Below are 23164 nucleotides of genomic sequence, written 5' to 3' on the forward strand. Positions count from 1 at the left end.
CTGCCCTTACTGCCCTTACTGCCCTTACTGCCCTTACTGCCCTTACTGCCCTTACTGCCCTTACTGCCCTTACTGCCCTTACTGCCCTTACTGCCATGCCCTTACAACTGGCGATATAATGTTGTACCGCATCTGAATGGGAAGCGCTGTAATTCTAGTTCCCCTTCTCCCATCTTTGGGAGAAGGGGTTAGGGGATGAGGGCTATCAGGGGATGACGGCTATCAAGGTTTTTGCACCTGACGGGATGCTCCGATTTTTAAGGGTGTCACTAGGCAACAAGAACTTATTTAAAGTTTATTGGAAGGAAATTCCGAAATAGGCAATTTAAGAGTTGTATTTAAAGCATGTAACTTAATTTAATGCAAACAGACTACATAAATTGCAAATTTACTATTTCAAGAAAATAGTTTTAAAAAATACTTGGTTTACTGCCATTAGCATGATTGGTCTGTAATATTCACCCAATTTATTCAGATAATCATCCAAAAAAATAGATGGTGCATCTTTCAACTCCCGTTAATCACTAATCAGCAGTATTTTCTACATTGGAACCTTTCCTATGATCGCCCTAACAAAGACATTAGTAAAAACAGTAGCTGAACCACAAAAGCTAGATAGTATTGATTTACATGACTCGAAGCGAGCGGATTTTTTGCAAGAAGTAATTGAAGGTTTAGAAGACGGTATCTTAATTTTAAGCCAAACTGGTGAAGTAGTTCATGCTAATGCATCGGCTCGTCGTGTTTGTTATCAATTTAATCAAGGCAACTTCAACCAAAATTTTGTCCCTCCAGTCATCTGGAATCTTTGTGAATCGTTATTTAATAGTCGGTATTTGTTTTCTGATAAACTTCTCATTCTGTCGGATGAGATTGTCCTTGATAAGTTTAATATTTTTCGGATTAGGGTGAGACTGTTAGATTTAGAGGGGTTTGAAGTGCCTTGCTTATTGGTGACTATAGAAAATCAATATGAATCTCTGAAAAATGTAGCACTCACTGAAGTTAAAAAATTTGACCTAACGCCGCGAGAAGCTGAAATTTGGTTTCTCTATAGAAGCAATTACAGCTACAAAGAAATTGCTACTAAGCTTTACATCACTATAAACACCGTGAAGAAGCACATGAAAAATATTCACACCAAGCGCCAAGCAAATATGTCTTATGGTTGAATAGTACCCAGAAGTGTTGAATAACAATTTTGCAAGCGATAATTCTTATTCAATGAGTGCGGAATTAGGTTGCCAAGCGTTGCCGAGGTACGAATTATTTAACGTGTTACTCTCTAATTTTTATCCAAGTTTTAATTAGGGAGAGTCAGGACTTTTTTGCAGGCGTAACAAGCTATTGTAAACCTGCCGTTTTAAGATATTGTTATTTTGTAATTCTATAGTAATCTTGTTGAACTGATCAATGCTCAAACCATTATCTTGGACAATTTTTTGAGAGCGGTTACAGTAATTCACTGCAATATCTTGAGCCTTCCGGGGAAGACCATTTATGCTGTTAGAGTCGTTGCAAACAATCTTGGGAATTTCTCCATTACCAATAAGTTTTTTAATTTCTTCAAAGGCATTTTGACGGGCTGGTTCCATTGCTAGCACGGCTTGAGCGTAGCTGTCGATTTGAGTATTGTTAACTATTGGTGTTGGAGTTTGACCATAAGCTTTTGAACTCAATAAAAAAGCGTTGGAAATTACACCCACAGTGGCGATCGCGCCGAAAAAGAATGATTGGGAAAGGATTCGCTTTCGGCTAGATCGGGAAAATAAATCAGAAATGTTATTCATAATAGTGTGTGACACAGAGCTACATCAGGGATATTATAAGAACGTTGAATTATTTTCGGAGTTGGAAGTTCCAGCAACTGCTCTAATACATCAAGCTTTTATATTTACTTGTCAATTCCCTCGGCATAATTGACAAAGTTCGATGACTTTAGTCTGGAGTGTTGGGATTTCTGATGCTCCTTGCTTGAGACTCACTTCTAATTCCAGTAATAGGGGTAAGCAAGAGATTAACTGTTGTACAGAAAGAAGCTTGATTTCTTGCTGTAAGAAGTAGATCCGTTTGGGATTACCGATATCAGCAGCACTAGCGATCGCTTGTTGATTGCGCTCCCCACTTTCTATCATAATCTTCACGCACAGCCATGTGCGAAATTGTCCAATCAATGTGGCAACTATGCGTAATCCCGGCTCGGAAGCATTGCTCAAATCTGCCAGTGTCGTCAAAGCTTTAGGTGTATCTCCTGTTCTGATTGCTGCCGCTAATTGTAGACTATTTTGGGTAGTATTTCTTACTAACTTGGTAACAGTATCTGTGTCTAAAGGCTTGTTGCTACCTTGGGCATATAGCCGCAGTTTCTCTAACTCATTGTAGAGCAACCGTGTATCATTTCCTACAGATTCTGCCAACAACTGGGCAGTATTGGCAGTTAGTTTTACGCCCACAGTCTGAGCAGCTTGATTAACAGATTGCACCAGCAATTCGGTTTTCCAAGGGGGAATCAGGGGAAATTCTCGGAATTCGGTAGCAAATTGTTTTAACAATTTTGTGGATTTGAGGCGTTCATCTGGCTTGTTGCGGCTGGTGAGCAATAAAAATGAGTTATCGGGAATGACTCTTAGCGATCGCACCAGTTCTGCTAACACATTCTCAGGACACTGCTGGCACAAAGTAGTATTTATCAGCCATACCAAGCGCCCACCAGCGCCAAAAGTGGGTGTCATGACCTGATTTAACCCCTGGATAGCAGCATCAGCTTGATCTGGGGTGAATGCAGTGTAATTAAAACTAATCCATTGGGGATCGAGGACGCGATCGCGCAGCATAGCGATCGCCTTTTCCATAGAAAAATCATCCTCACCCCAGTAAACATAAATTGGCATAGACTAACCTCGTACTACATGAGGGAGGGGCATAGGGCATTGGGCATTGGTGAAGAGTTAATATTTATAACTCCTAACTCCTAACTCCTAACTCCTAACTCCTAACTCCTAACTCCTAACTCCTAACTCCTAACTCTCCACTCCCCACTCCCCACTTTCCACTCCCAAAATTAAATACTTTTAAAATCATTCTGTTAATCAAGGCAATTTTCCCTAAAATCTATCAAGTGAGAGCATGAGGCTATGAAGATTGGACGACAACTATCAAACTTACTTAAATCGGTTAGCACGGCTGACGCTGCCAGAAGCCTACAGATCCCAAGTCCAGCATATCCAGGAATCTTCTAAATTTCAGCCAGATTCTGGGTTGAGACAAGCAGCGTCCTTTCCTGGCTATACGCTAATTACCCCGCCAGCAGGAGAAGAATCGCAAAATTCTGCTTTCTATGACAAATTACAGGCTTACCAACAGGAACTTTTGCAGTTGCCTGTAAGCCGTGATTTGATTGTGCCTCTACCTCCTGCTAGCTTCCATATAACTTTAGCGGATTTAATTTGGGACAATGCTTACCTTGACGCTTGCGAAAAAAATCCCAAATTTGACGAAGAGTTACACTCATGTTTAGCAGAAACCTTTCAGCAATATCAACAATTGATGACAAACAGGAGTCATCCGATTAAATGGCAAATGCTGGGACTGATACTGATGCCAAGGGCTGTAGCCGTTTGTTTAGTACCAAAAGATGAAGGTTGTTACGAGGAAATTATTAAATTTCGCCGAACAATTTATCAAAATCCCAAGTTAATTGCTTTGGGTATTGAGCAGCATTATCACTTTACAGCCCATGTTACATTAGCCTATTTTGGGGAGGTTTCATCTGACTTAGACCGCACAAATTTCAGCACCATGCTTTCTCAATTGAATGATCAATGGCTGTTAAATTTGCCAGAAGTTTTGATCAATCGCGTCGAATTGCGAAAATTTGAGAACATGACAAGCTATTATCGTGAACCAGACTGGCCGGCTTTAGATTTCTAAGTCATTAGTTGGTAGTTAGTAGTTAGTAGTTTTGACTCACTGACTACTGACTACTTATTATTAGTTATATCTTCCTGAAAATGAAACATTTTCTAAATAATTTAGAATTAAAACATATAGATTGCCAATGCTCTAAATAAAATCTTCAGCCTAAAATTCCGGTTGCTGATAAACAAGATAAATAGCTTCTAAAAATACATCAGGTGTAACAGCTTCTGGCAAGTTTTCTAAATTAATAATGTCTTTAACTTGCTCGGCTAGCTTTAGAGATAGTGATGCTCTTGCCTTTAATGACATTGCACTACGTCTTTGTAAATACTCACGAATCACAGCAAAATCATCTGGCATCAATTGCGATAAATCAGCACTTTCGATTAACTGTTCATGAAGTCCTTTTGCTTGTTCGGAAATTGTCAATGTCGCAGATGCAGTAGGTGTTTGGGCTTGAATTACAATTGTGCCAGCAGCCAAATCACCTAAACGCTTTTCTCGACGACTCAACATAATTAAAAAAGCGCCAATAAACAAAGTTTCATCAAAGGGTCGCAGTACAGCCCGTAGCGTTGCTTGTTGTAACCCGATGAGTCTACCATCATCTCGAACCACGCGAATTTTAGCAACCCGTTTACCAGGGGTTTGTCCAAACCATAAAGTTTCAAAAATTACAAAATATCCTACGTAAATAATAAAACTAGCAAGAAATGCGATCGCTATCAACCATAAAGTCACTGCGGTACCGAAAATATCTACCCAAAAATCTCCTAACAGGGCTGAAACGATAGACCAAGCTAGGAAAAATGCCACTAAAATCACAGCCAAAACGTGATAATCAATGAGCAAAGCCCAGGCACGATTTCCGATTCCAGCAAGAGTGAATTCTAATTCTACGCTTTCTGGAGTATTAAATTTAACATTATTGAACAGGTGCATAGTCGTTTTTATACTGGGGTCTAAATTTTGCGATCGCGTAACTTCAAGCCTAACCCTTCACGACGACTTCGCAGGTCATAGTAAATAACAGCTTTAATTGCTTGCCAGAACGGTACTACTAATGTGGCACTTAATAAAGTTAGAACTAGGCTTACAAGAAAAGAAAGTATGGCGTAGGTCAAGTTTTCTTTGCTCAAAGGTTTTAAATAACTCTGAATAATACTGCTTACAATACTAAATGGCAGTTGAATCGGTAGCGTAATTAAATAAGAAATAAATAAAATTCCTACAATTCGCCATCCCTGTCTTTTTGTTAAATCCCAACTGCGGCTAATCGTTGATATACTATCTACATTGTCCTCAATAGCCAAGGGAATTTCAACCACGAAAAACCGAGCCTGTAACCACAGTAAAAATGTAAACAAGACTAAGATTGAAATGATTGTTAACAGTAATCCAATAAGTATAAAAGCGGAATTTGAATTATTGCTAATTGCCGCACTTGTAGCAAACAAACCGATAGTCATTCCCCAAAAAATAGAAAAAGGAATTATTAAAACAACTATCAAAGCTGTCCCAATAGCAAACATTATTAAACCCAAGATTAAAAATTGCCATAGGCGAGAATTTACAACACGGCGACTCTCTTCAACACTTTCCGGTTGATTCACCAATTCTCCAAAGGCTAACCGCGAGATCATTGCTAAAATTGATGCACATTTCGCCCATCCATAAATCGGCACTAATGCCCAGATATAAGCAGTTAATGCCAGTTTTAGATACAACTTTAGATGAGAACGATACAGTCGCATTCCTGCACTCACTACATTCCCAATACTCAGTGGTTGTATAGGACTGGAAGATCCAAAATTTTCAGACATAATGGCAAATTTAAATTGAAATTACGGAAATGAATTTGAAGCTATCTTAAGCTAAGTTAAACTCAGTGTTCCTAAAATTCATGAATATTCAACGTTGGATTGCGCGACGAGAACCAAATTGGCAGCGTTTGGATGCCCTATTAAGGCAGATAGAAAAAAAAGGGTTAAAGTCCTTAAGGGCAGCAGAAATTAGAGAGTTAGCGAGTTTGTATCGTTCAGTAGCGGCAGATTTAGCCCGTGCTCGCACTCAGCAAATCGGTAATACTTTGATCCAAAGTTTACAATCTTTAACAACTCGTGCTTATACGCAGATTTACCAAGGTTCGCGGCGACAGGAATGGCAGGCAATTTTAAAATTTTACCAATGGGGATTACCATCTGTAGTTCAGAAAACATTTGCATATATTGCTACTGCAACGGCGCTGTTTCTACTGGGGGCATTAGTGGCTTGGTGGTATTCTTGGCAAAACCCCAGCTTTATGCCTTTGATCGTACCTGAAAGTTTGATTACCAAGGTGCGAGATGAGCATAAATTGTGGATGGGGTCAATTGTCGGCGTTGAACCTCTGGCATCTAGCAGTATTATGATCAATAATCTGTCGGTGTCCTTTGGGGCTGTTGCTGGTGGCATGACTGCTGGGTTATACACAGCCTATTTGATGGTATTTAATGGCTTATTGATTGGTGCGGTTGGTACTTTAGTGGGTCAAAATAATCTGGCTTATCCTTTTTGGGCGTTTGTGTTACCGCATGGTTCCTTGGAATTACCCGCCATTTTTTTTGCTGGGGGTGCAGGATTTTTATTAGCAAGAGCAATTTTATTTCCTGGTAAATATCGGCGTGGGGATGCACTAAAATTTTACGGTTCTCAGGCGGTGCAGCTAGTATTTGGGATTGTACCAATGTTGGTTATTGCTGGTGCGATCGAAGGCTTTTTTTCGCCTAATCCCAGCGTACCTTATGCAATTAAATATTTAGCAGGCATAGGATTATTTATACTTTTGGTAATGTATTGTAGCCGCAAGCAAACATAAAATAATTTAGATGTTGGCGGATTGGTAAATTGAAAAATATTTTAGAATAAGGTAAAAACTAACGATGTAAAAAAAGATTATAAGTTGAAGCTAGGATAATCATGGTACAAACATCAAATAAAATATTCAGCCTAGAAGAGTTTCTCACATTACCAGAAACTAAACCGTATTGCGAATACATAGACGGTAAAATAATTCCAAAACCTATGCCTCAAGGAAAACATAGCACTATTCAAGGAGAACTCTGTCCCACAATCAATTCTGTTATCAAAGTCCAAAAAATAGGTTGGGCTTTTCCAGAATTACGTTGCACTTTTGCAGGACGTTCTATAGTTCCTGATGTCGCTGTATTCTCTTGGGCAAGGCTTCCTGTAGACGAGAATGGTGATATTGCTAATACATTCGCCGCAGCACCCGACTGGATAATCGAAATTCTCTCCCCCGAACAAAGCCATACAAAAGTTACAAAAAAAATCTTACACGCTCTCAATCACGGGACTCAAATGGGTTGGTTAATTGACCCTGATGAGCGATTCATTGCTGCTTATCCTGCAAGACAACAACCTCTACCTTTTGAGGAAATTGAGTCTATTTTACCAGTGCCAGAATTCTGTCAGGGTTTACAGTTGACGGTAGGTGATATTTTTGGATGGTTAAAGGTGACTACGTAACAAATATTTAGTTCAAGTCAACTTACTATTTTTACACTGAAATATGCCAAGACGCACAAATGATATGCCAAAACGCATCATCACCGAACTATCTGATGAACAAGAGGCAATGCTTCCTATTTATAGAGACAAGTGGCGCTCGATACAAATATCAACTGAATCAATTAAGCAAGAAAAAGTCGCAGCAGTAATCAAAGCTGCTTATGCGGTGAGTGATTATCCTGAGCCTGAGATATTATTCTATAGCAGTCCTATGACGGCAATTGAGAAAATTCTTACTATTGAGAACTTTAAGGCGTATCTAGGGCGCGATATCCACATGAAATTTCTTAAAAGAGTAGAACATCACCTTATACATGGAATAAGTCAACAACTTGACGAGCATCTCTTTATCAGGTTGCGGAACCAAGTTCAACACCCTGAATTTCCGTACTACTCAACTCATAGTCATCCACTAGTTTCATACTTTCCGTACACAGGAAGATGTCTGAAACATCAACTAACTGTTGATATCGAGAAGCTTGAACTAGAATTTACTGATATTGTATACTTTACAAACAACCTCACTACACCAGCAGAACGGGCAATTGGGGGTTGTATGTTAGATTTTTGTATCTCAGTTCTTGAGCTTCAACATGATAAGAAAAAATGGAATGTACTTAAAGACTTGATGCAGCATTGTGGTTTGATGTTCCAATTTGAAAAGGTTTGTATAGTCTGCGATCGCCCTTGTAAGTTGTCTTTTGACGAAGAAAATATGCTTCATGCTGAAGGGGAACCTGCCCTTCAATTTGCTGATGGCTATAGTGTTTATGCTTGCCACGGAAGACATTCTTATGAAGAAGAACGAGAGCGATATTATGAGGAAAAAGATTCTGATTCTGTGTAGATGCACAGTATAGTTTACTGATTTTTGACTATTTAAATTAAACATAAAGTTTTCATCAGCAACCTAGACTACTTAATCAAATCTCAAGAAGCAAAAAATATTTAAAATTAATATTTAAACACATTTTAATTATTTCTTTATCATTTGTTAAATAAAATTTAACTATAAAAAATGTAGCCTATCTAAGGCTGAAATAACAGCAGTAAAATATTCCTTTAATCAGGGTTAATATGATTTTTTCGACCACCATCTTGAATCGTATCGTCGCTACTTCAGTGGTGACAACTTCTATTGCACTTAGTCCATTTTTAGGTGCGATCGCACAAGCTGAAACTTTGAACGGTGCAGGAGCAACTTTTCCGGCTCCGCTTTACGAACGCTATGCTCGTGAAGTAAAAAACAAGTATCCAGACTTGAGAATTAACTACCAAGCAATAGGTAGCGGCGGCGGGATTCGTCAAGTCACTGCTGGAACCGTTGACTTTGGTGGTAGTGATGCTGCAATGAAAGATGATGAAATCGCTAAAGTCAAGAACGGTGTAATTTTAGTACCCACAGCAGGCGGTGCTGTTTCGGTTGTTTACAATGTTCCAGGTGTTAATAATCTCAAATTATCCCGCACTACACTACCGGCAATTTTCTCAGGTCAAATTACCAAATGGAATGACGCAAAAATTAAAGCTGATAATCCGGGTGTCAATCTACCAAATCAAGCAATTAAATTTGTTGTTCGCGCCGATGGTAGCGGTACAACTTTCATTTTTACTAACCACTTAAGTGCTACTAGCGGTTATTTTAAAGGCAGAGTTGGAGTTAACACTGCTCCCAAATGGACTCTGCCAAATGTCCTCAAAGGCAAAGGTAACCCAGGCGTAGCTGCTTTAGTATCTCGTACTCCTGGTTCTATTGGTTATGTTGAATATGCCTACGCTGTCAAAAACAATTTGAAATCAGCGCTGATACAAAATAAGAGAGGAGAATTTGTTGCTCCTTCTTTAGAATCTGCAAACGCAGCTTTATCAACTGTCACCTTCCCAGACAACTACCGCGTTTTCGTAGGAGATCCAGGACAAGGTTATCCCATCGTCGGTCTTACCTGGATTATGGTTTACAAACAGTATGCTAATGCTTCTAAAGCTGATGCTATTAAGAAATGGATTAATTGGGTATTGAAAGATGGTCAACAGTATAACGATGACCTTAACTACACCAAAATTCCATCTGATGTGGCAAATCGGGTACTTCAGACAGTGAATAACTCTGTGAAGCCTTAATTTACAATTTTTAGGACTTATCCATCAGAGATCCCCCCAACCCCCTAAAAAAAGCGGGCTAAAAGTCTCTTCAAGTTGGGAGTATCCCAATGAGTGCTTAAATCTTTTCCCTCACCCCCAGCCCCTCTCCCTTCAGGTGGGAGAGGGGAGACATAATTCTAGTTCCCCTTCTCCCATTTTTGGGAGAAGGGGTTAGGGGATGAGGGCTATCAAGGGAATGGCACCTGACGGGATGCTCGCCTTCAAGTTCTCCAATTAATCGGGGAATCTAAAACTTTAGGAAACTAAACGAGTAGTTTTAAAACACGCTCTAGGGTGAATCAAAGTTTTAGGTTTTCAATGCCATACGGTTCAGTTAAGGCTAAAACCCTTTGTGAAATTCCATTTTTTTAACGAACCACAGAGGCGCAGAGAACACAGAGAGAATAAAAAATGCTTAACTGAACTGTATTGGCTTAAGCCCTTGATATTACTACTTTACTCTCCTAATAGTTTGAGTTAAAACTCACTCTACTAGTAATAACAAAAATCTATTTAATTGATTTGTAATGGCAAATTCATCAGATGATTTAAATCTAGGCGATGAAAATTTCAATCTTACAGCTATTGGCGGCACAAATCTCTGGTTTGACCAAGGTTTTACACGGCTAGTATACTTTTTTGCCGTGATTACTGTTGCAGTGCTATTTTTGATGAGTTGGGTAATTTTGCACGAAGCTTTACCAGCCATTAAGCAGTTTGGATTTGGGTTTTTGTGGGGTCAAGATTGGGATACAGGTAATCAGATTTTTGGTGCATTACCCTATATTTATGGAACTTTAGTAAGTAGTGCGATCGCTATTTTATTCGCTGTCCCAGTTGGAATAGCAGTAGCCTTAGTCACGAGTGAAAATTTCTTACCTTCATCGCTGCGAACAACCTTAGCATTTGTTGTTGAATTAATTGCAGCAATTCCCAGTGTGATTATTGGTTTGTGGGCGATTTTTGTCTTTATTCCAGTTCTAGAACCTCTGCAAAAATGGCTAGCCAGCACTTTTAAATGGATACCACTATTTAATACAGAAGACCCTTCTGGGACTAATATGTTGACTGCTGGAATTATTCTAGCCATCATGATTTTGCCCACAATGGCAGCAATTACTCGTGATGTTTTAATGGCTATCCCTAAAGAATTACGTAGCGCATCTATGGCTTTAGGTGGTACTCGTTGGGAAACAATTTTTCGGGTCTTGCTACCATCTGGATTTTCGGGAATAGTGAGTGCAGCAATGCTCGCCTTGGGACGTGCTTTGGGTGAAACAATGGCTGTCACTATGGTGATTGGTAACTCTGCTCAAATCACTGCTTCTTTACTCAACCCAGGTTATACAATTCCCTCTGTATTAGCTAATGAATTCGCCGAAGCAGAACCGGGTTTACATATAGGCGCTTTAAGCTATTTGGCGTTGATTTTGTTTGGGTTAACTCTAGCTGTAAATATTGGCGCTGTCCTCTTGGTTAAATGGGTTGGTAGGAAAAATAAATAGCAATTTTTTAATAGAAATACCTCAATTTAATAAGACATTTATCAATCAAAATTAATAAAAAACATGAGTGGTTATATTCAGTCTGAAACTGATGAATCTTTGGCGAAAGAATTATGCAGTCCTCTGGCAAGAGAGCGAGTAACATTTACTTATGCAATGAATGCGATCGCCTTTGGTTTTACAGGTCTAGCACTCATTCCTTTATTATCAATTTTGTGGGAAATTTTCGTTCGGGGAATATCTGGATTGAAATCGGAAATGTTTGTCAAAGCAGTTATTGATAATGGCTTTGGCAATGCCATTTTAGGAACCATAATTATGGTGATAATTGGTGCTATTTTAAGCATTCCTACAGGGATAATGACAGGAATTTTCTTGGCAGAATTTGGTCAAACCAACTCAATCGCTAGTATTGTTCGTTTTATCAGCAGCATTCTAACAGGCGTCCCTTCAATAGTTGTAGGCGTATTCGCTTACGGTGTAATAGTTTTGGTAACTAAAGGATTTAGTGCGAGCGCAGGTGGTTTTGCTTTAGCCGTAATTATGCTACCTGTAATTATACTGACAACAGAAGAATCCTTAAAACTGATTCCCACATCTCAACGTCTAGCCTCTGCTGCTTTAGGCGGAACTCGCTTTCAAACTACCCTTCGCATTGTTGTTACTGCTGCAATTCCTGGAATTACTACAGGCATTTTATTAGCTGTAGCTCGTGCTGCTGGTGAAACAGCACCCTTAATTTTTACTGCTTTATTTAGTCTAGATTGGTCAGAAGGATTGTTAAGTCCCACAGCTTCCTTACCAGTATTGATTTTTAACCTCTACAACGACCCAGACCCGCAAAAAAACCAATTAGTCTGGACTACTTCTATAGTTCTACTCGGCTTAATTTTATGTGTGAATATTTTCTCTCGCTTAGTCATTAGGCAAAGAAGATTGAAGTAAAATAATTTTTTATATTGTTTTGCATTGTAGCAAAGCATGACCTTACGAATTACGAATTAGCATGAGTAACTTAATCCCAGCTATCAAAGTTAAAAATATCAGCTTTTACTATGGCACAACAAAAGCGATTGAAAAGGTGTCAATAGATATTTATCAAAAGCAAGTAACTGCAATTATTGGCCCTAGTGGTTGTGGTAAATCTACCTTCATCAAAATTCTGAATCGCATTAGCGAATTAGAAGGTCCTGTGAAAGTTGAAGGAGATGTAGAATTTTTTGGTCAAAATATTTATGCTCCTCGTGTCAACATCAATCGGTTACGCCGCCAAATTGGTATGGTGTTCCAAAAACCGAATCCTTTTCCCATAAGCATTTACGAAAATGTTGCCTACGGGATGAGGATAGCAGGCAGGTATTCAAAATTAGAATTAGATGAGATTGTGGAATCTGCACTTAAAAGCGCTGCTCTTTGGGATGAAGTGAAAGATAAGTTGGATAAATCAGCATTAGGGCTTTCTGGTGGTCAACAACAAAGATTATGTATTGCCCGTGCTTTAGCAGTCAAGCCAAAAGTTCTGCTAATGGATGAGCCTTGCTCGGCTCTTGACCCCATTGCTACCATGAAAGTTGAAGAACTGCTCCATAGTTTGCAGTCTGAGTTGACAATTGCGATCGTTACCCATAACATGCAGCAAGCCGCTCGCGTCTCTGATTTTACGGCTTTCTTCAGCACCGATGAAAGTCGCATAGGTCAAATGGTTGAATTTGGCGCTACAGAACAAATTTTTAACAACCCACTAGACACCCGTACCCGCGACTACATTTCAGGGCGTTTCGGTTAAGTCCTCACGTTAATATAAATCTTTACTAACAGCTTATCTGCTGTATGGCTACTGTATAACTACGTAATTCCCATGAATATCTCCTTTTGACGGTAACATAGTGAAACAGCGTTGCTGATTTGTACTACTTTACTTCGTCAACTTTTATTTCACACGTTTTGAGAATATGAGTAAACTAACTCCAGCCATCAGAGTCAAAAACTTCAGCTTCTCTTACGACACTCAAAAGATAGTTGAAGGCGTGTCAATGGATATTTACCAAAACCAAGTCACGGCAATTATTGGTTCTAGTGGTTGTGGCAAGTCTACTTTTCTGAAATCGTTAAATCGCATGAGTGAATTAGAAGGAGAACTGAAGGTTGAAGGAAAAGTAGAATTTTTTGGACAAAGTATTTATGAGCGACGTGTCAACATAAATCGCTTACGTCGTCAAGTCAGTATGGTTTTTCCCAAGCCAAATCTTTTTCCTATGAGCGTTTACGATAATGTTGCATACGGGGTGAAATTAATTGGATGGCATCCAAAAGTAGAATTAGATGGAATCGTTGAATCTGCCATCAAAGCTGCCGAACTTTGGGATGAAGTGAAAAATAAGCTGCACAAATCTGCTTTAGAGCTTTCTGGCGGCCAACAGCAAAGACTATGTATTGCCCGTGCTTTAGCAGTTAAACCGAACGTTCTGTTAATGGATGAACCTTGTTCAGGTCTTGATCCTGCTGGTAGTATGAAAGTTGAGCATCTGATCCATAACTTACGCTCTGAGTTGACAATTGTGATAGTTACTCATAATTTGCAGCAAGTTACTCGCCTATCTGATTTTACGGCTTTCTTTTATAGTAATGAAAATCGTATTACTCAAATGGTTGAATTTGGTAGTACAAATAAAATATTTACTAACCCCGTGGATTCTCGCACCCGTGACTATGTTTTCGCCCGTGTTAGTTGAAGTTTTTCTTGTGTTGGGCAATTTAAAGTGATGTTGACAGTAGTTTTTGATACTGTATATTTAGAGGCAAGTATCTGCTCTAGACCACCTGAATCACAAAATGAAATGTCCTCGGTGCGAATCTACTTTATCTCGGAAAAATGGTCGTCGGAATGACAAGCAGAATTACCTCTGCAAAAATTGTGGTAAACAATTTCTTGAGCCTGCATTCCCTCGTTCCCTGGAAGATGAGTTGCTTGCTAACAGCAATGGATATACTAAAGTATCTATGTCCGAAAGTACAGAAGTTCCTTTAGTAAAAGACTTGCCAGAAGAAAAAATTACAGAGAAGAGTCAAGGCTCTTTTAGTCTTACATTAGCTGAAGAACTGCTACAAACTATATTATCACCTGATTGGCTAGAATCTGCTGCCTTCAACCAATTTATCCAAAAAATTCAACAACAAACTGAAATTAAACATCAATTAGAAACAGGAATCTCACTTCTGCTTTTAGATGCAGAAAACTTAAAATTAGATGTTAATTCCGAATTATTTTTAGCCAGTGTCTGTAAATATCCTCTCCAAGTTAAAATTGCATTTGCTAACTGGAGAAATCCCAGCATTGGCAAACAAGATATTGAACTATACAATCGTGGCTATCAGCTTGTCCATGTGCCTGGGGGTAAAGACAGTGCTGATGCAAAAATGATCGCACTTGGCGCTTGTGTCTTACGCTCTTATCCAACAGTTAAAGAAATCTTGGTCTGTTCTGGCGATGGAATTTTGAACCACCTCTGTAACGAACTTCAAAATCAAGGATTAATTGTTTATTGGGTACGTAGACAAGGACAAAATTTGCAAATAGAAAACCGGAATACTGGCAATTTAACTCATTATTCCTTACCTATGGCAACAGAAGTTCCATCTTTTGAACAAGTGGTTGATAAAATTCAAGATTTAATCAAAAGTGAACAGGAATCAATCAATGCTCGATTAAACAGTTTAGTGGCTGTTGCAACTTTATTTGAAGAAAGATGTGATATCAATATTAAACATCATTCAAAGCAACCAGAAATTCAAGAAATAATCCCTGTTATAGAGAACTAATCTGCACAATCTCTTCAAAAAGAAGAAAAAGAAGGCTCTGCAGAAATTTCTAGTGGAGAAACATTAAATAAATTACTATTGAAAATTATTCAAGATATACAAATCAAATCTCCACAAACTCAACTATCTGTATCAAAGCTAGGTTCAGAGTTGCAGAAAATAACCGGAAAATCTCCTAATTCAATTATTAAAAAATTAAAGTTAGGTTCCACTTTTACCAAATATCTACAATCATCTCCCACATTTACATTAAAGGCGAGTGGCAAGGAATATCAGGTAATACCGCTGAATAAGTAAGTAGGCAAGATAAAACCAAGCTATGTAACGAAAAATAAAATCTCTGTATTTGGCTCGTAGTTGCGCTTTAGCGCTAAAGCCCAACTACGAGCCAGTGATGATTATTTGCGCTCACTTATTTAAATACTTTCTGGATGTTTACGTACACGCTGAGTCTGTAATTCAGTATTATGTATAAAGATGTAAAGAAATGTAAATAATCCAATGCAGGATAAAGTCGTTGTTGTTGTCGGTGCTACTGGTGGCATTGGTTCAGCGTTAACACACAAACTTGCGCCTACTGGAGTCCGGTTAGTACTGGCTGCCAGAGATGCGGTTCGTTTGACAACACTGGCTGCTGATTTACCAGGGCAAGTTTTGAGCGTTCCCACCGATATTACTGACCCGCAACAGGTAGATAGTTTGATAGAAAAGGCGATCGCTGAGTTTGGTCAAATCGATATTTTAGTGAATGCCGCCGGTGCTGGTATACTCAAGCCTTACAACAGCTTAGAACCTGCTGATTTAGACAAGATGCTAGATGTTAACTTAAAAGGCAGCTTTTACACCACTCAAGCGGCTGCTGAAGAGATGCAAAAGCGCAAGTCTGGTCACATCTGTAACGTGGTTGGAATTCTGGGCAAACATTCGATGGGAATGGCCGCGGCTTATTCTGCTTCTAAATTTGGTGTTGTCGGTTTCAGCAAGTGCATGGCAGAGGAACTCAAGCGTTTTGGTATCAAGTTCACGCTATTCTACTTTGGTGGGGTAGATTCTCCTTTCTGGGATAACGTCAACCTAAAAGTAGACCGGAAAAAAATGCTTAGTCCTGAAACTGCTGCCAATGCGATTTTCTTTGCCCTTTCTGCCGAACCGCAAGCTGTGCCAATGGAAATTAACATTCAACCTGATAGTCATTTGTTTTTTTAAAGTGCGAGTACACCTACATAATTCTTGCCTGGTAAAGACGTGAAAATCTAGCAAAAAAGGCAAAATTTACAGATATATAAACTGTTATGCTGGATTTTCAATATCTATGAAAATTGATCACGTTCATTTCTATGTAGAAGACGCCAAAGTATGGCGGGATTGGTTTGTACACCATCTTGGTTTTCATGCAGTAAGCGATCGCAGCATTTCATTTCACACTTGTACAGAAGTGGTAAAAAGTGGTGCCGTCTGCTTTTTTCTATCTTCACCACTGTTACCTACAAGTCCAGTAGCTGAGTTTCTGCGTCAATATCCACCTGGTGTGGCAGATGTCGCTTTTGCGGTCGAAGATTTAGAAAGCGCGATCGCACTAGCTCAAAAACACGGTGCTACAATCCTACAACCCACCCAGGAACGCCAGGTGGGTACAGAATTCCTCAAGTGTGCCAAAATTGCCGCCTGGGGTGGACTGACTCATACTTTGATCGAAAGGTCATTGGTCATTTGTCCGTCGTCATTTGTAACTAACACAAATGACAAAGGACAAATGACAACAGACAACACTTTTACGGCCATAGATCATGTAGTATTAAACGTCGCAGTTGGTGAACTGGAAAATGCTGTGGCTTGGTACGAAAAAATCCTAGATTTTCAACCCCAGCAAGCTTTTAAAATTAAAACTAATCGCTCTGCTTTACACAGTCAGGTGATGGTTTCGCGCAACGGTAGCGTCCAATTGCCAATTAATGAACCGGCTACCAAAAATTCCCAAATTCAGGAATTTCTTGATGTCAATCGGGGACCAGGAATTCAACATATTGCCTTGCGGACGACTAATCTTGTGAGTGCGATCGCTAAATTTCGTGCCAGTGGTTTATCCTTACTCTCAGTTCCCCAAACCTATTACACGCAACTAAAACAACGTCCAGGACTCACCCTATCACCTCTAGAACTAGAAGCGATCGCTCAACAAGAAATTCTGGTGGATTGGCAAGAATATACTTCTTTAGAAGGAGGAAATACTGCACCCTTATTACTACAAATTTTTACCCAGCCAATATTTGAACAACCGACATTTTTCTTTGAGTTTATAGAACGCCGTTACCAAGCTCAAGGTTTTGGTGAAGGTAACTTTCGCGCCTTATTTGAAGCCATTGAAAGCGAACAAATCAAACGCGGTACGCTGCAATGATGGAAGCAATTAAGGAGCTTGGCAATCCTGCGGTTCCGTTGCATGTTAAGCCCTTGCTGACTTTATCAGAAGCACAAAAATTATCTGGTTTGAGTCGGCAGTATTTGATACAAGCTATACGAGAAAACCGCTTGAAGGGGGACAAGATTGGTAAGGCTTGGCGAGTTAAGCGAAGGGACTTGGAACGCTTTGTAGCTTCGCTTTTTTGAACTTACTTTACATCTAGCTCCGCCCATAGCCTCGATAAATGCGTTAATAAACTTCATCGTGGCTACCAATATCGACTAAAACAATCGTTTCATCTTGTATTAGAAATACCCAAATAATTCGATATTCATAGGTTAAGCTGCATGAATGAAATTCGCTGAGTTCGCCTTTTAATTTATGCGTTTTTAGTGATGTGTCAAATGGGTTAGTTTTTAGCTTTTCTAAGACTTCTCCATATTTATCAATTAAATGAGGGCGTTTTTTAAAGAATTTTCGTTCTTTACGGTTATAGTCATCATCTTTAACTAATTTCATCTTTTAAGTCTTCAATGTATGCTTTCACATCACCAATCTCACTAAAACTTGATAAATCGCCCTGCTTAATTTTCTGCAAGGTATTCAGACATAGATTTTTATCTATTTTTAAGTCTTCATCCTCACTAGATTGTTTTTCCATCTCACTGTTAATCCCAAGCCGAAAATAGTGAATTAGTTCGTATAGTGCCTGTAGTTTGGATTCGGGAATATATTGCAATTCGTTAATGATGTCATCTTGAATCATGATGAGTACCTAGTTAGAAAGATTATTCGGTTTGGCTGCAATAAGCGGTATGATTTTAGCCATGCAAGCTGAAAGTTAATGTTTTGCCGATCACAGAAAAAGTAGAAACTGCTCATTTCACCCCCTGTTAATAGATGTATAAATGGTGAGGTGCTAACAGGAATGTGACTGTAACCGAATTATCGGTGCTGTCATAAGCGGCATTTCTGATTGGAGCCTGAAACCGTGATTGTTTGGTAATCAACCAGAGCCGCATCGCCATGTAGATTAATAAGCTAAATGTAACTCCCAAGTTTTCCAGCAAACAGTCACGAAAGAATTACTGTTTAGGTCTTATACACCGGAATGTTTCACTTTGTGGGTGTACCTCTAAGATAGAAATAAGCTAAAAAACATTTAATTTGCATAATCGAATTAAATATAACTGCCGCGCTCTTAAATTATATCGTTGGTGGGATTAATATCTGGAACACATCACCAAAGCAAAAACCCACAGCGATCGCTAAATTTCGTGCCAGTGGTTTATCCTTACTCTCAGTTCCCCAAACCTATTACACGCAACTAAAACAACGTACAGGACTCACCCTATCACCATTCATGGAGCGAACTTTTAAAAGCTTCTTTAGATATAGACAATTTCAACACACAAGATTTAAATCAAACGCGGTACGCTGCAATGATGCCTGATTACAAAATATCAATTGAAATTCAGCCAGACTCAAAAGAAGTTGATTTTATTGACAAGCAACTTCAAGATTTCAATGTAGGCAAGATTGGAAATTACCAATATACCCCACTGTTTCTATTGCTTCGTGATTCAGAAGAAAATGTAGTGGGCGGCTTGGAGGGTTTTATCGGCTTGGGATGGTTGCATATCGCTAATCTCTGGGTTGCAGAGGAGTTAAGAGGTTATGGATATGGAAAAGCACTTCTTTTGGCAGCAGAGCAAGAGGCTATTAATCGTGATTGCTTAAACGCATATCTTTTTACTTACAGTTTCCAGGCTCCCAAATTTTATCAGCACTTGGGGTATGAAGTTTTTGGAGAGTTAGAAGATTTTCCTCCAGGTCATCGTCGATACTTTCTTAAAAAGAGTTTAGTTTAACTTGATACTCTCGAAAAATAGCCATACATCTGAGATAAACTTAATAAAAATTAACTTTTACCGCCGATGCTAAGACTTATTACTGACTTCGACGGCCCAATTATTGATGTTTCCGAACGGTACTACCGTGTTTATCAATTCTGCTTAGAGAAAACCCGTCGCCCAAACCAAGAAGTGCAAGAACTTGCGAAAGCGGAATTTTGGCAGTTAAAGCGATCGCGCATTCCCGAAAAACAAATTGCCTTCAATTCCGGGTTAGACGAAGCCCAAGCCCAAGAATTTGCCCAACTACGACGGCAAACTGTGCATACAGAACCTTATTTCAATTATGATACTCTCGCGCCTGGTGCTGTGGATGCACTGTTAAAAATTCAAGAAGCTGGAATTGATTTAGCAGTTATGACTATGCGCCGAGTTCGGGAACTAGATTATGCCTTCAAAAAACACGATTTGGAGAGATTTTTCCCGGAGAATCGTTGTTATTGCTTGAGTAACGACTACGTTAAAACTCGTGATATTGAAGATAAGCCCTTGTTGATGGCTAGGGCATTAAAAGAACTGCCCCCGGCTACTGATACTTGGATGGTGGGAGATACCGAAGCCGACATCACCGCAGCTAAAAATTATGATATTAAGGTGATGGCTGTGGAGTGTGGCATCCGCGATCGCACCCAATTGGAACTTTACCACCCCGACTTAATCGTTAAGGATTTCGGTGCTGCTGTAGATTTAGTCTTAACTAAACACCTTGTCTAAAAAGGCTTTCTAGCTGCAACAGATTGAATTAAAATAGGAGTCAAAATAGGTATTCTGACTCCTGACTCTCAAATTTTGAGAAGAACACACATAAACCATGTCTTCTTTATGAAACCTTGCTTACGGATATTGATTTACCGTAAAAAGCTACTAACCAACCACAACAATATAAACGTTACTACACTAGAAAACTGATTCGATGACAAATTCAGGAATGATATTTGTGGTGAAAGCCAACTAGCAACTAGTCCCCCAGCGATTAAGCCAATTATTAAACTGGCTAGGGTGAACAAAACTGCTCGGCCAAATTTACTTTCCTTGCGATTGAGAAAGTAAATACTAGCGCCTACCCCAACCACCAATGCTAACTGCAAAACCTGATCGCCTCCCTCTGGGTAAAACACACTGATAGAACTCAAACCCAGAAACCAAGCTCCTGGTAAGAATATATCAGCAGGTGTTGGCTGATCCAGCATCCGTTGCAGCCATGCAGGCGACTGCTCACGAGGCGTTGGACTTTCTTTAGGAAGCGATTGTACTCGCAACTCTGGAAACCGAATACGCTCAGGGACTTTAATTTTACCTTCTTGGCGCATCCGTAAGCGATCCATTAAAATCGCATCGTAAGCCGCTTCAATTACTTCTAAATGCTTGGCATCGGCACTATGTTGCTCGAATAGGCGATTACGAGCATCCTGAATTTCATCGAAGCTAGCCTCTTCTGATACCCCAAGTTTTTCGTAGGGATTTTGATCGCTCATGGGAGTTTGTTACTTCAGCCTCAGTCAGCGGCAGTCTTTTGTCGAATAAAAAACAGCTTTAGGTTTTGTTTTAATCGAAACTAAAGTCTCGACTTATTTTATGCCCTAACAGGATAGTAGCACGGGTTAGTTTAATCAACTTTGTAATTTTAACTATAGCCACTTTAACATATCGCTATAACTCCGTGTATACCCTCATGTCGTTGTCTAGTTCTGGCTCTAATCTAGAATTTGAACGGAGAATACCTAAAACACATAGTTTTTATGAAAATATCAACTTTACTGTTTCAAATTTGGCAACTGACTGTGCCTTAATAGAATTTTTTTAATTATACTGAATAATCGCTTGTGGTATATATCCGCATATCGATTTAGAATTGAGACGTTTTTAGTTACCACCTAACTGGGATCACGAACGTGTCTTGGTATTAAGAACTGTTGCGGCTAAAGTCAGAGCGCTTACATACTGTGGCTAACACAAGTTTCGCGTTCTTACCGCCCACAATCCTGATTAGAGTATTTCTTTTTGAATAATCAGGAATCTCATACCCTAGCCATGTAGATTCTTAGTTAGTCCTTAAGTGGCAACTGCGTTTTTACGCAAACCCTTTGTTAATCTTACGAATTTTTGTGCAAAGAAATGGTCATGGCTCCTGCCAAGATTCTTGTAGTTGACGACGATCCTGCGGTTCGGAATTTAATCCAACGCTTTCTGATTAAGCAGAACTATCAGGTGGAGGCTGCCGAAGATGGAAAGACAGCCTTAACTCTATTTGAGCAATTTAACCCTGATTTGGTGATTCTAGATGTGAATTTACCAGATGTCACAGGGTTTAACCTCTGCCAAGAGATGCAAAGTCGTAATGGTGTGTTTGTTTTGATGTTGACTAGCCGGGCTGACGAAGCTGACAAAATTCGCGGCTTTGCTAAAGGTGCTGACGATTATCTCACCAAGCCTTTTGGGTTAGGAGAGTTAGAAGTCAGAGTCGGAGCGATTTTGAGGCGTCAACGAGTGATAACTACTGCCGAGCAAAAACGCTTGGTATTTGAAAAACTTATGATTGACCCAGTGCGGCGGGAGGTAGCGCTTAATAACCAAGCAGTACCTTTAACCGCTCTGGAATTTGATTTGTTGCATTTTTTAGCCAGTCATCCAGGTCGAGTTTGGCGGCGTGCGGAGCTAATCCAAGAGGTATGGGACTATGAATATGTCGGCGACCAACGGGTTGTAGATGTCCATATTGGGCAAATTCGCAAGAAGATTGAAATTGATGCTAGTCAGCCAGCATTAATTCAAACTGTACGTGGCGTAGGGTATAAGTTTGAATCTCCTGCTCATCCCCAGCACTTGGAAGCTAAGTCCTAAGTTAACAGTCTAGAGTTTTTTAACTCTTGACTGTTAACTCTTGGGGAGGGATTAGTAAATTTCTTTGGCTTGAATAAAAGACAAGTTTAGACAATCAAAATAGGTAGATATTGCTCAAATACACACCAGGTAGTTATTTGAGATTTTTATTTATGCGTTTAAAACAGTGGACAACAAAGAGAGTCCACTGGAAAATATTTTTTTTGCATTTGTTTGACCGTTTTTACCAAAACTATTGATGATTTTTTTATTTTGAACAAGTTACCTGGGTTTAAGTCCCCCGGTTCAATAAAAAAGCAAGTAATGCGATTGGGGTTAAATTCCCATTACAAAACAAAATTGACGAATTACGAATTACGAATTAATTTAAGTCCCTTAATGGGGCACGGTTTGCCGTACCCGTATTAGGGCTTGATACCAGTACCTATGGGGTGTCTAGTAAATTAGCTGTTGCGGGTGAGTCAGTACAGGGTATTTCTACTGAGGAGTGGTGGAACAAAGTTTCCAGATAGACTCGAGCAGCACGGCGATCGCTATCTCCATTTTGGAGTAAAAACAATGATAAGGCCGCCGTCAATACTCTGTTTTCATCCCAATCGGGATGGGTTTCTAAGTAGTTTTTTAACGATTCGTGGAGTGTTTCGGGAATTTCTGTAAAGATGCTAACCGTTGCTTTCATGAGATTTTCCTCCTATGAGGATAATCAAGAGGGACAAGTTGCTTGCGCTGAAGCGGCTTAGGGCTACTTCACACGCTCTTTCGCCAGTCCGCCAATTTCCGCTCACATCTGATGGTAATATATTTTACCCATTTGATGCCAACGGTTGAACGGATTACAAAAGCAAGCCGAATCATTGTGCGCCAAGAGGGGGTGGGTTTGTCAATGCTGCGAAATGTTAAAAACGATTGTATAAAAAATAAATGCAAACGCTAGAATAGGTGTTTGAAGCTATTTTCCGTTACGTAACTTTACAAGAACTCAGTCCTTTAAGTTCCTTCCCACTGTTAAGCAACAATCCCCAGCAAGAGAGTAAGAAGCCCATTAGCTCGTAGAG

At 39.5% G+C, this 23164-nt stretch carries 24 protein-coding genes and 1 pseudogene; 17 read left to right on the forward strand and 8 right to left on the reverse strand.

Annotation, left to right across the window (positions count from 1 at the left end; translation table 11 throughout):
• Positions 1-560: 560 nt before the first annotated feature.
• The gene (locus V7K73_RS23085) at positions 561-1172 is read left to right on the forward strand and encodes a helix-turn-helix transcriptional regulator (RefSeq protein WP_334883399.1); all 612 of its coding nucleotides are present in this window, start codon (positions 561-563) and stop codon (positions 1170-1172) included.
• 135 nt (positions 1173-1307) lie between these two features.
• On the opposite strand, the gene V7K73_RS23090 is transcribed toward V7K73_RS23085, so the two are convergent.
• Positions 1308-1790, reverse strand: coding sequence for a DUF4168 domain-containing protein (locus V7K73_RS23090; protein WP_334883401.1), 483 nt, complete (start codon positions 1788-1790; stop codon positions 1308-1310).
• Between the two features lie 111 nt (positions 1791-1901).
• Positions 1902-2891, reverse strand: coding sequence for a DNA polymerase III subunit delta (holA, locus tag V7K73_RS23095; RefSeq protein ID WP_334883403.1), 990 nt, complete (start codon positions 2889-2891; stop codon positions 1902-1904).
• A 250-nt stretch (positions 2892-3141) separates the two neighbouring features.
• Between holA and V7K73_RS23100 the strand changes: the two genes are divergently transcribed.
• Positions 3142-3930: a DUF1868 domain-containing protein gene (locus tag V7K73_RS23100; protein ID WP_334883405.1), complete on the forward strand. Its 789-nt coding sequence runs from the start codon at positions 3142-3144 to the stop codon at positions 3928-3930.
• A 150-nt stretch (positions 3931-4080) separates the two neighbouring features.
• Here V7K73_RS23100 and V7K73_RS23105 read toward each other — a convergent pair whose 3' ends face one another.
• Together V7K73_RS23105 and V7K73_RS23110 are read right to left on the reverse strand one after the other, a co-directional pair.
• Positions 4081-4860 carry an RDD family protein gene (locus V7K73_RS23105; protein ID WP_334883407.1) on the reverse strand — a complete coding sequence of 260 codons (780 nt, stop codon included), beginning with the start codon at positions 4858-4860 and terminating at the stop codon, positions 4081-4083.
• A gap of 20 nt (positions 4861-4880) precedes the next feature.
• The gene (locus V7K73_RS23110) at positions 4881-5741 is read right to left on the reverse strand and encodes a DUF975 domain-containing protein (protein WP_334883409.1); all 861 of its coding nucleotides are present in this window, start codon (positions 5739-5741) and stop codon (positions 4881-4883) included.
• An 80-nt stretch (positions 5742-5821) separates the two neighbouring features.
• Between V7K73_RS23110 and V7K73_RS23115 the strand changes: the two genes are divergently transcribed.
• The 12 genes from V7K73_RS23115 (at position 5822) to V7K73_RS23170 (ending at position 17561) form a co-directional block, all read left to right on the forward strand.
• Positions 5822-6775 (forward strand): stage II sporulation protein M, encoded by a 954-nt coding sequence (locus V7K73_RS23115; RefSeq protein ID WP_334883410.1) that lies wholly within the window; start codon positions 5822-5824, stop codon positions 6773-6775.
• Positions 6776-6876: 101 nt separating this feature from the next.
• On the forward strand, positions 6877-7446 hold the full coding sequence (locus tag V7K73_RS23120; protein ID WP_334883413.1) for a Uma2 family endonuclease: 570 nt from the start codon (positions 6877-6879) through the stop codon (positions 7444-7446).
• Between the two features lie 43 nt (positions 7447-7489).
• A complete protein-coding gene (locus V7K73_RS23125; RefSeq protein ID WP_334883415.1) occupies positions 7490-8335 on the forward strand; it encodes a DUF6745 domain-containing protein in 846 nt (281 codons plus the stop codon).
• A gap of 230 nt (positions 8336-8565) precedes the next feature.
• Positions 8566-9609, forward strand: coding sequence for a phosphate ABC transporter substrate-binding protein PstS (gene pstS / locus V7K73_RS23130; RefSeq protein WP_334883417.1), 1044 nt, complete (start codon positions 8566-8568; stop codon positions 9607-9609).
• Between the two features lie 548 nt (positions 9610-10157).
• Positions 10158-11135, forward strand: a complete 978-nt coding sequence (gene pstC, locus V7K73_RS23135) for a phosphate ABC transporter permease subunit PstC (RefSeq protein ID WP_334883419.1) — start codon at positions 10158-10160, stop codon at positions 11133-11135.
• A gap of 63 nt (positions 11136-11198) precedes the next feature.
• Positions 11199-12080, forward strand: a complete 882-nt coding sequence (gene pstA, locus V7K73_RS23140) for a phosphate ABC transporter permease PstA (RefSeq protein WP_334883421.1) — start codon at positions 11199-11201, stop codon at positions 12078-12080.
• Between the two features lie 61 nt (positions 12081-12141).
• Positions 12142-12921 carry a phosphate ABC transporter ATP-binding protein PstB gene (gene pstB / locus V7K73_RS23145; protein ID WP_334883423.1) on the forward strand — a complete coding sequence of 260 codons (780 nt, stop codon included), beginning with the start codon at positions 12142-12144 and terminating at the stop codon, positions 12919-12921.
• A 166-nt stretch (positions 12922-13087) separates the two neighbouring features.
• The gene (locus V7K73_RS23150) at positions 13088-13867 is read left to right on the forward strand and encodes a phosphate ABC transporter ATP-binding protein (protein ID WP_334883425.1); all 780 of its coding nucleotides are present in this window, start codon (positions 13088-13090) and stop codon (positions 13865-13867) included.
• 100 nt (positions 13868-13967) lie between these two features.
• Positions 13968-14954, forward strand: coding sequence for an IS1/IS1595 family N-terminal zinc-binding domain-containing protein (locus V7K73_RS23155; RefSeq protein ID WP_334883427.1), 987 nt, complete (start codon positions 13968-13970; stop codon positions 14952-14954).
• A 501-nt stretch (positions 14955-15455) separates the two neighbouring features.
• Entirely contained in the window at positions 15456-16160 is a 705-nt protein-coding gene (locus V7K73_RS23160) for an SDR family oxidoreductase (RefSeq protein ID WP_334883429.1), read from the forward strand.
• Between the two features lie 106 nt (positions 16161-16266).
• Entirely contained in the window at positions 16267-17352 is a 1086-nt protein-coding gene (gene hppD, locus V7K73_RS23165) for a 4-hydroxyphenylpyruvate dioxygenase (RefSeq protein WP_334883430.1), read from the forward strand.
• The gene (locus tag V7K73_RS23170; RefSeq protein WP_334883431.1) at positions 17349-17561 is read left to right on the forward strand and encodes a helix-turn-helix domain-containing protein; all 213 of its coding nucleotides are present in this window, start codon (positions 17349-17351) and stop codon (positions 17559-17561) included. The genes hppD and V7K73_RS23170 overlap by 4 nt, the downstream gene beginning before the upstream one ends.
• Before the next feature lie 43 nt (positions 17562-17604).
• On the opposite strand, the gene V7K73_RS23175 is transcribed toward V7K73_RS23170, so the two are convergent.
• Both V7K73_RS23175 and V7K73_RS23180 read right to left on the reverse strand, forming a co-directional pair.
• Positions 17605-17874 carry a type II toxin-antitoxin system RelE/ParE family toxin gene (locus tag V7K73_RS23175; protein ID WP_334883433.1) on the reverse strand — a complete coding sequence of 90 codons (270 nt, stop codon included), beginning with the start codon at positions 17872-17874 and terminating at the stop codon, positions 17605-17607.
• Positions 17861-18121, reverse strand: a complete 261-nt coding sequence (locus tag V7K73_RS23180; RefSeq protein WP_334883435.1) for a hypothetical protein — start codon at positions 18119-18121, stop codon at positions 17861-17863. Before V7K73_RS23180 ends, V7K73_RS23175 begins: the two co-directional genes overlap by 14 nt.
• A gap of 676 nt (positions 18122-18797) precedes the next feature.
• Between V7K73_RS23180 and V7K73_RS23185 the strand changes: the two genes are divergently transcribed.
• Complete coding sequence (locus V7K73_RS23185) at positions 18798-19226, forward strand: GNAT family N-acetyltransferase (RefSeq protein ID WP_334883437.1); 429 nt, start codon at positions 18798-18800, stop codon at positions 19224-19226.
• 66 nt (positions 19227-19292) lie between these two features.
• Entirely contained in the window at positions 19293-19982 is a 690-nt protein-coding gene (locus V7K73_RS23190; protein ID WP_334883439.1) for an HAD family hydrolase, read from the forward strand.
• Positions 19983-20116: 134 nt separating this feature from the next.
• Here the strand turns inward: V7K73_RS23190 and V7K73_RS23195 are convergent, their stop codons facing one another.
• Complete coding sequence (locus V7K73_RS23195) at positions 20117-20743, reverse strand: CPP1-like family protein (RefSeq protein ID WP_334883441.1); 627 nt, start codon at positions 20741-20743, stop codon at positions 20117-20119.
• A gap of 646 nt (positions 20744-21389) precedes the next feature.
• Between V7K73_RS23195 and V7K73_RS23200 the strand changes: the two genes are divergently transcribed.
• On the forward strand, positions 21390-22109 hold the full coding sequence (locus tag V7K73_RS23200; RefSeq protein WP_069071980.1) for a response regulator transcription factor: 720 nt from the start codon (positions 21390-21392) through the stop codon (positions 22107-22109).
• 487 nt (positions 22110-22596) lie between these two features.
• On the opposite strand, the pseudogene V7K73_RS23205 reads toward V7K73_RS23200, so the two are convergent.
• A pseudogene (locus tag V7K73_RS23205) lies at positions 22597-22788 on the reverse strand (DUF2811 domain-containing protein); the annotation flags it as partial.
• Positions 22789-23164 lie beyond the last annotated feature (376 nt).

Source organism: Nostoc sp., assembly GCF_036916975.1.
Classification (GTDB): Bacteria; Cyanobacteriota; Cyanobacteriia; order Cyanobacteriales; family Nostocaceae; genus Nostoc.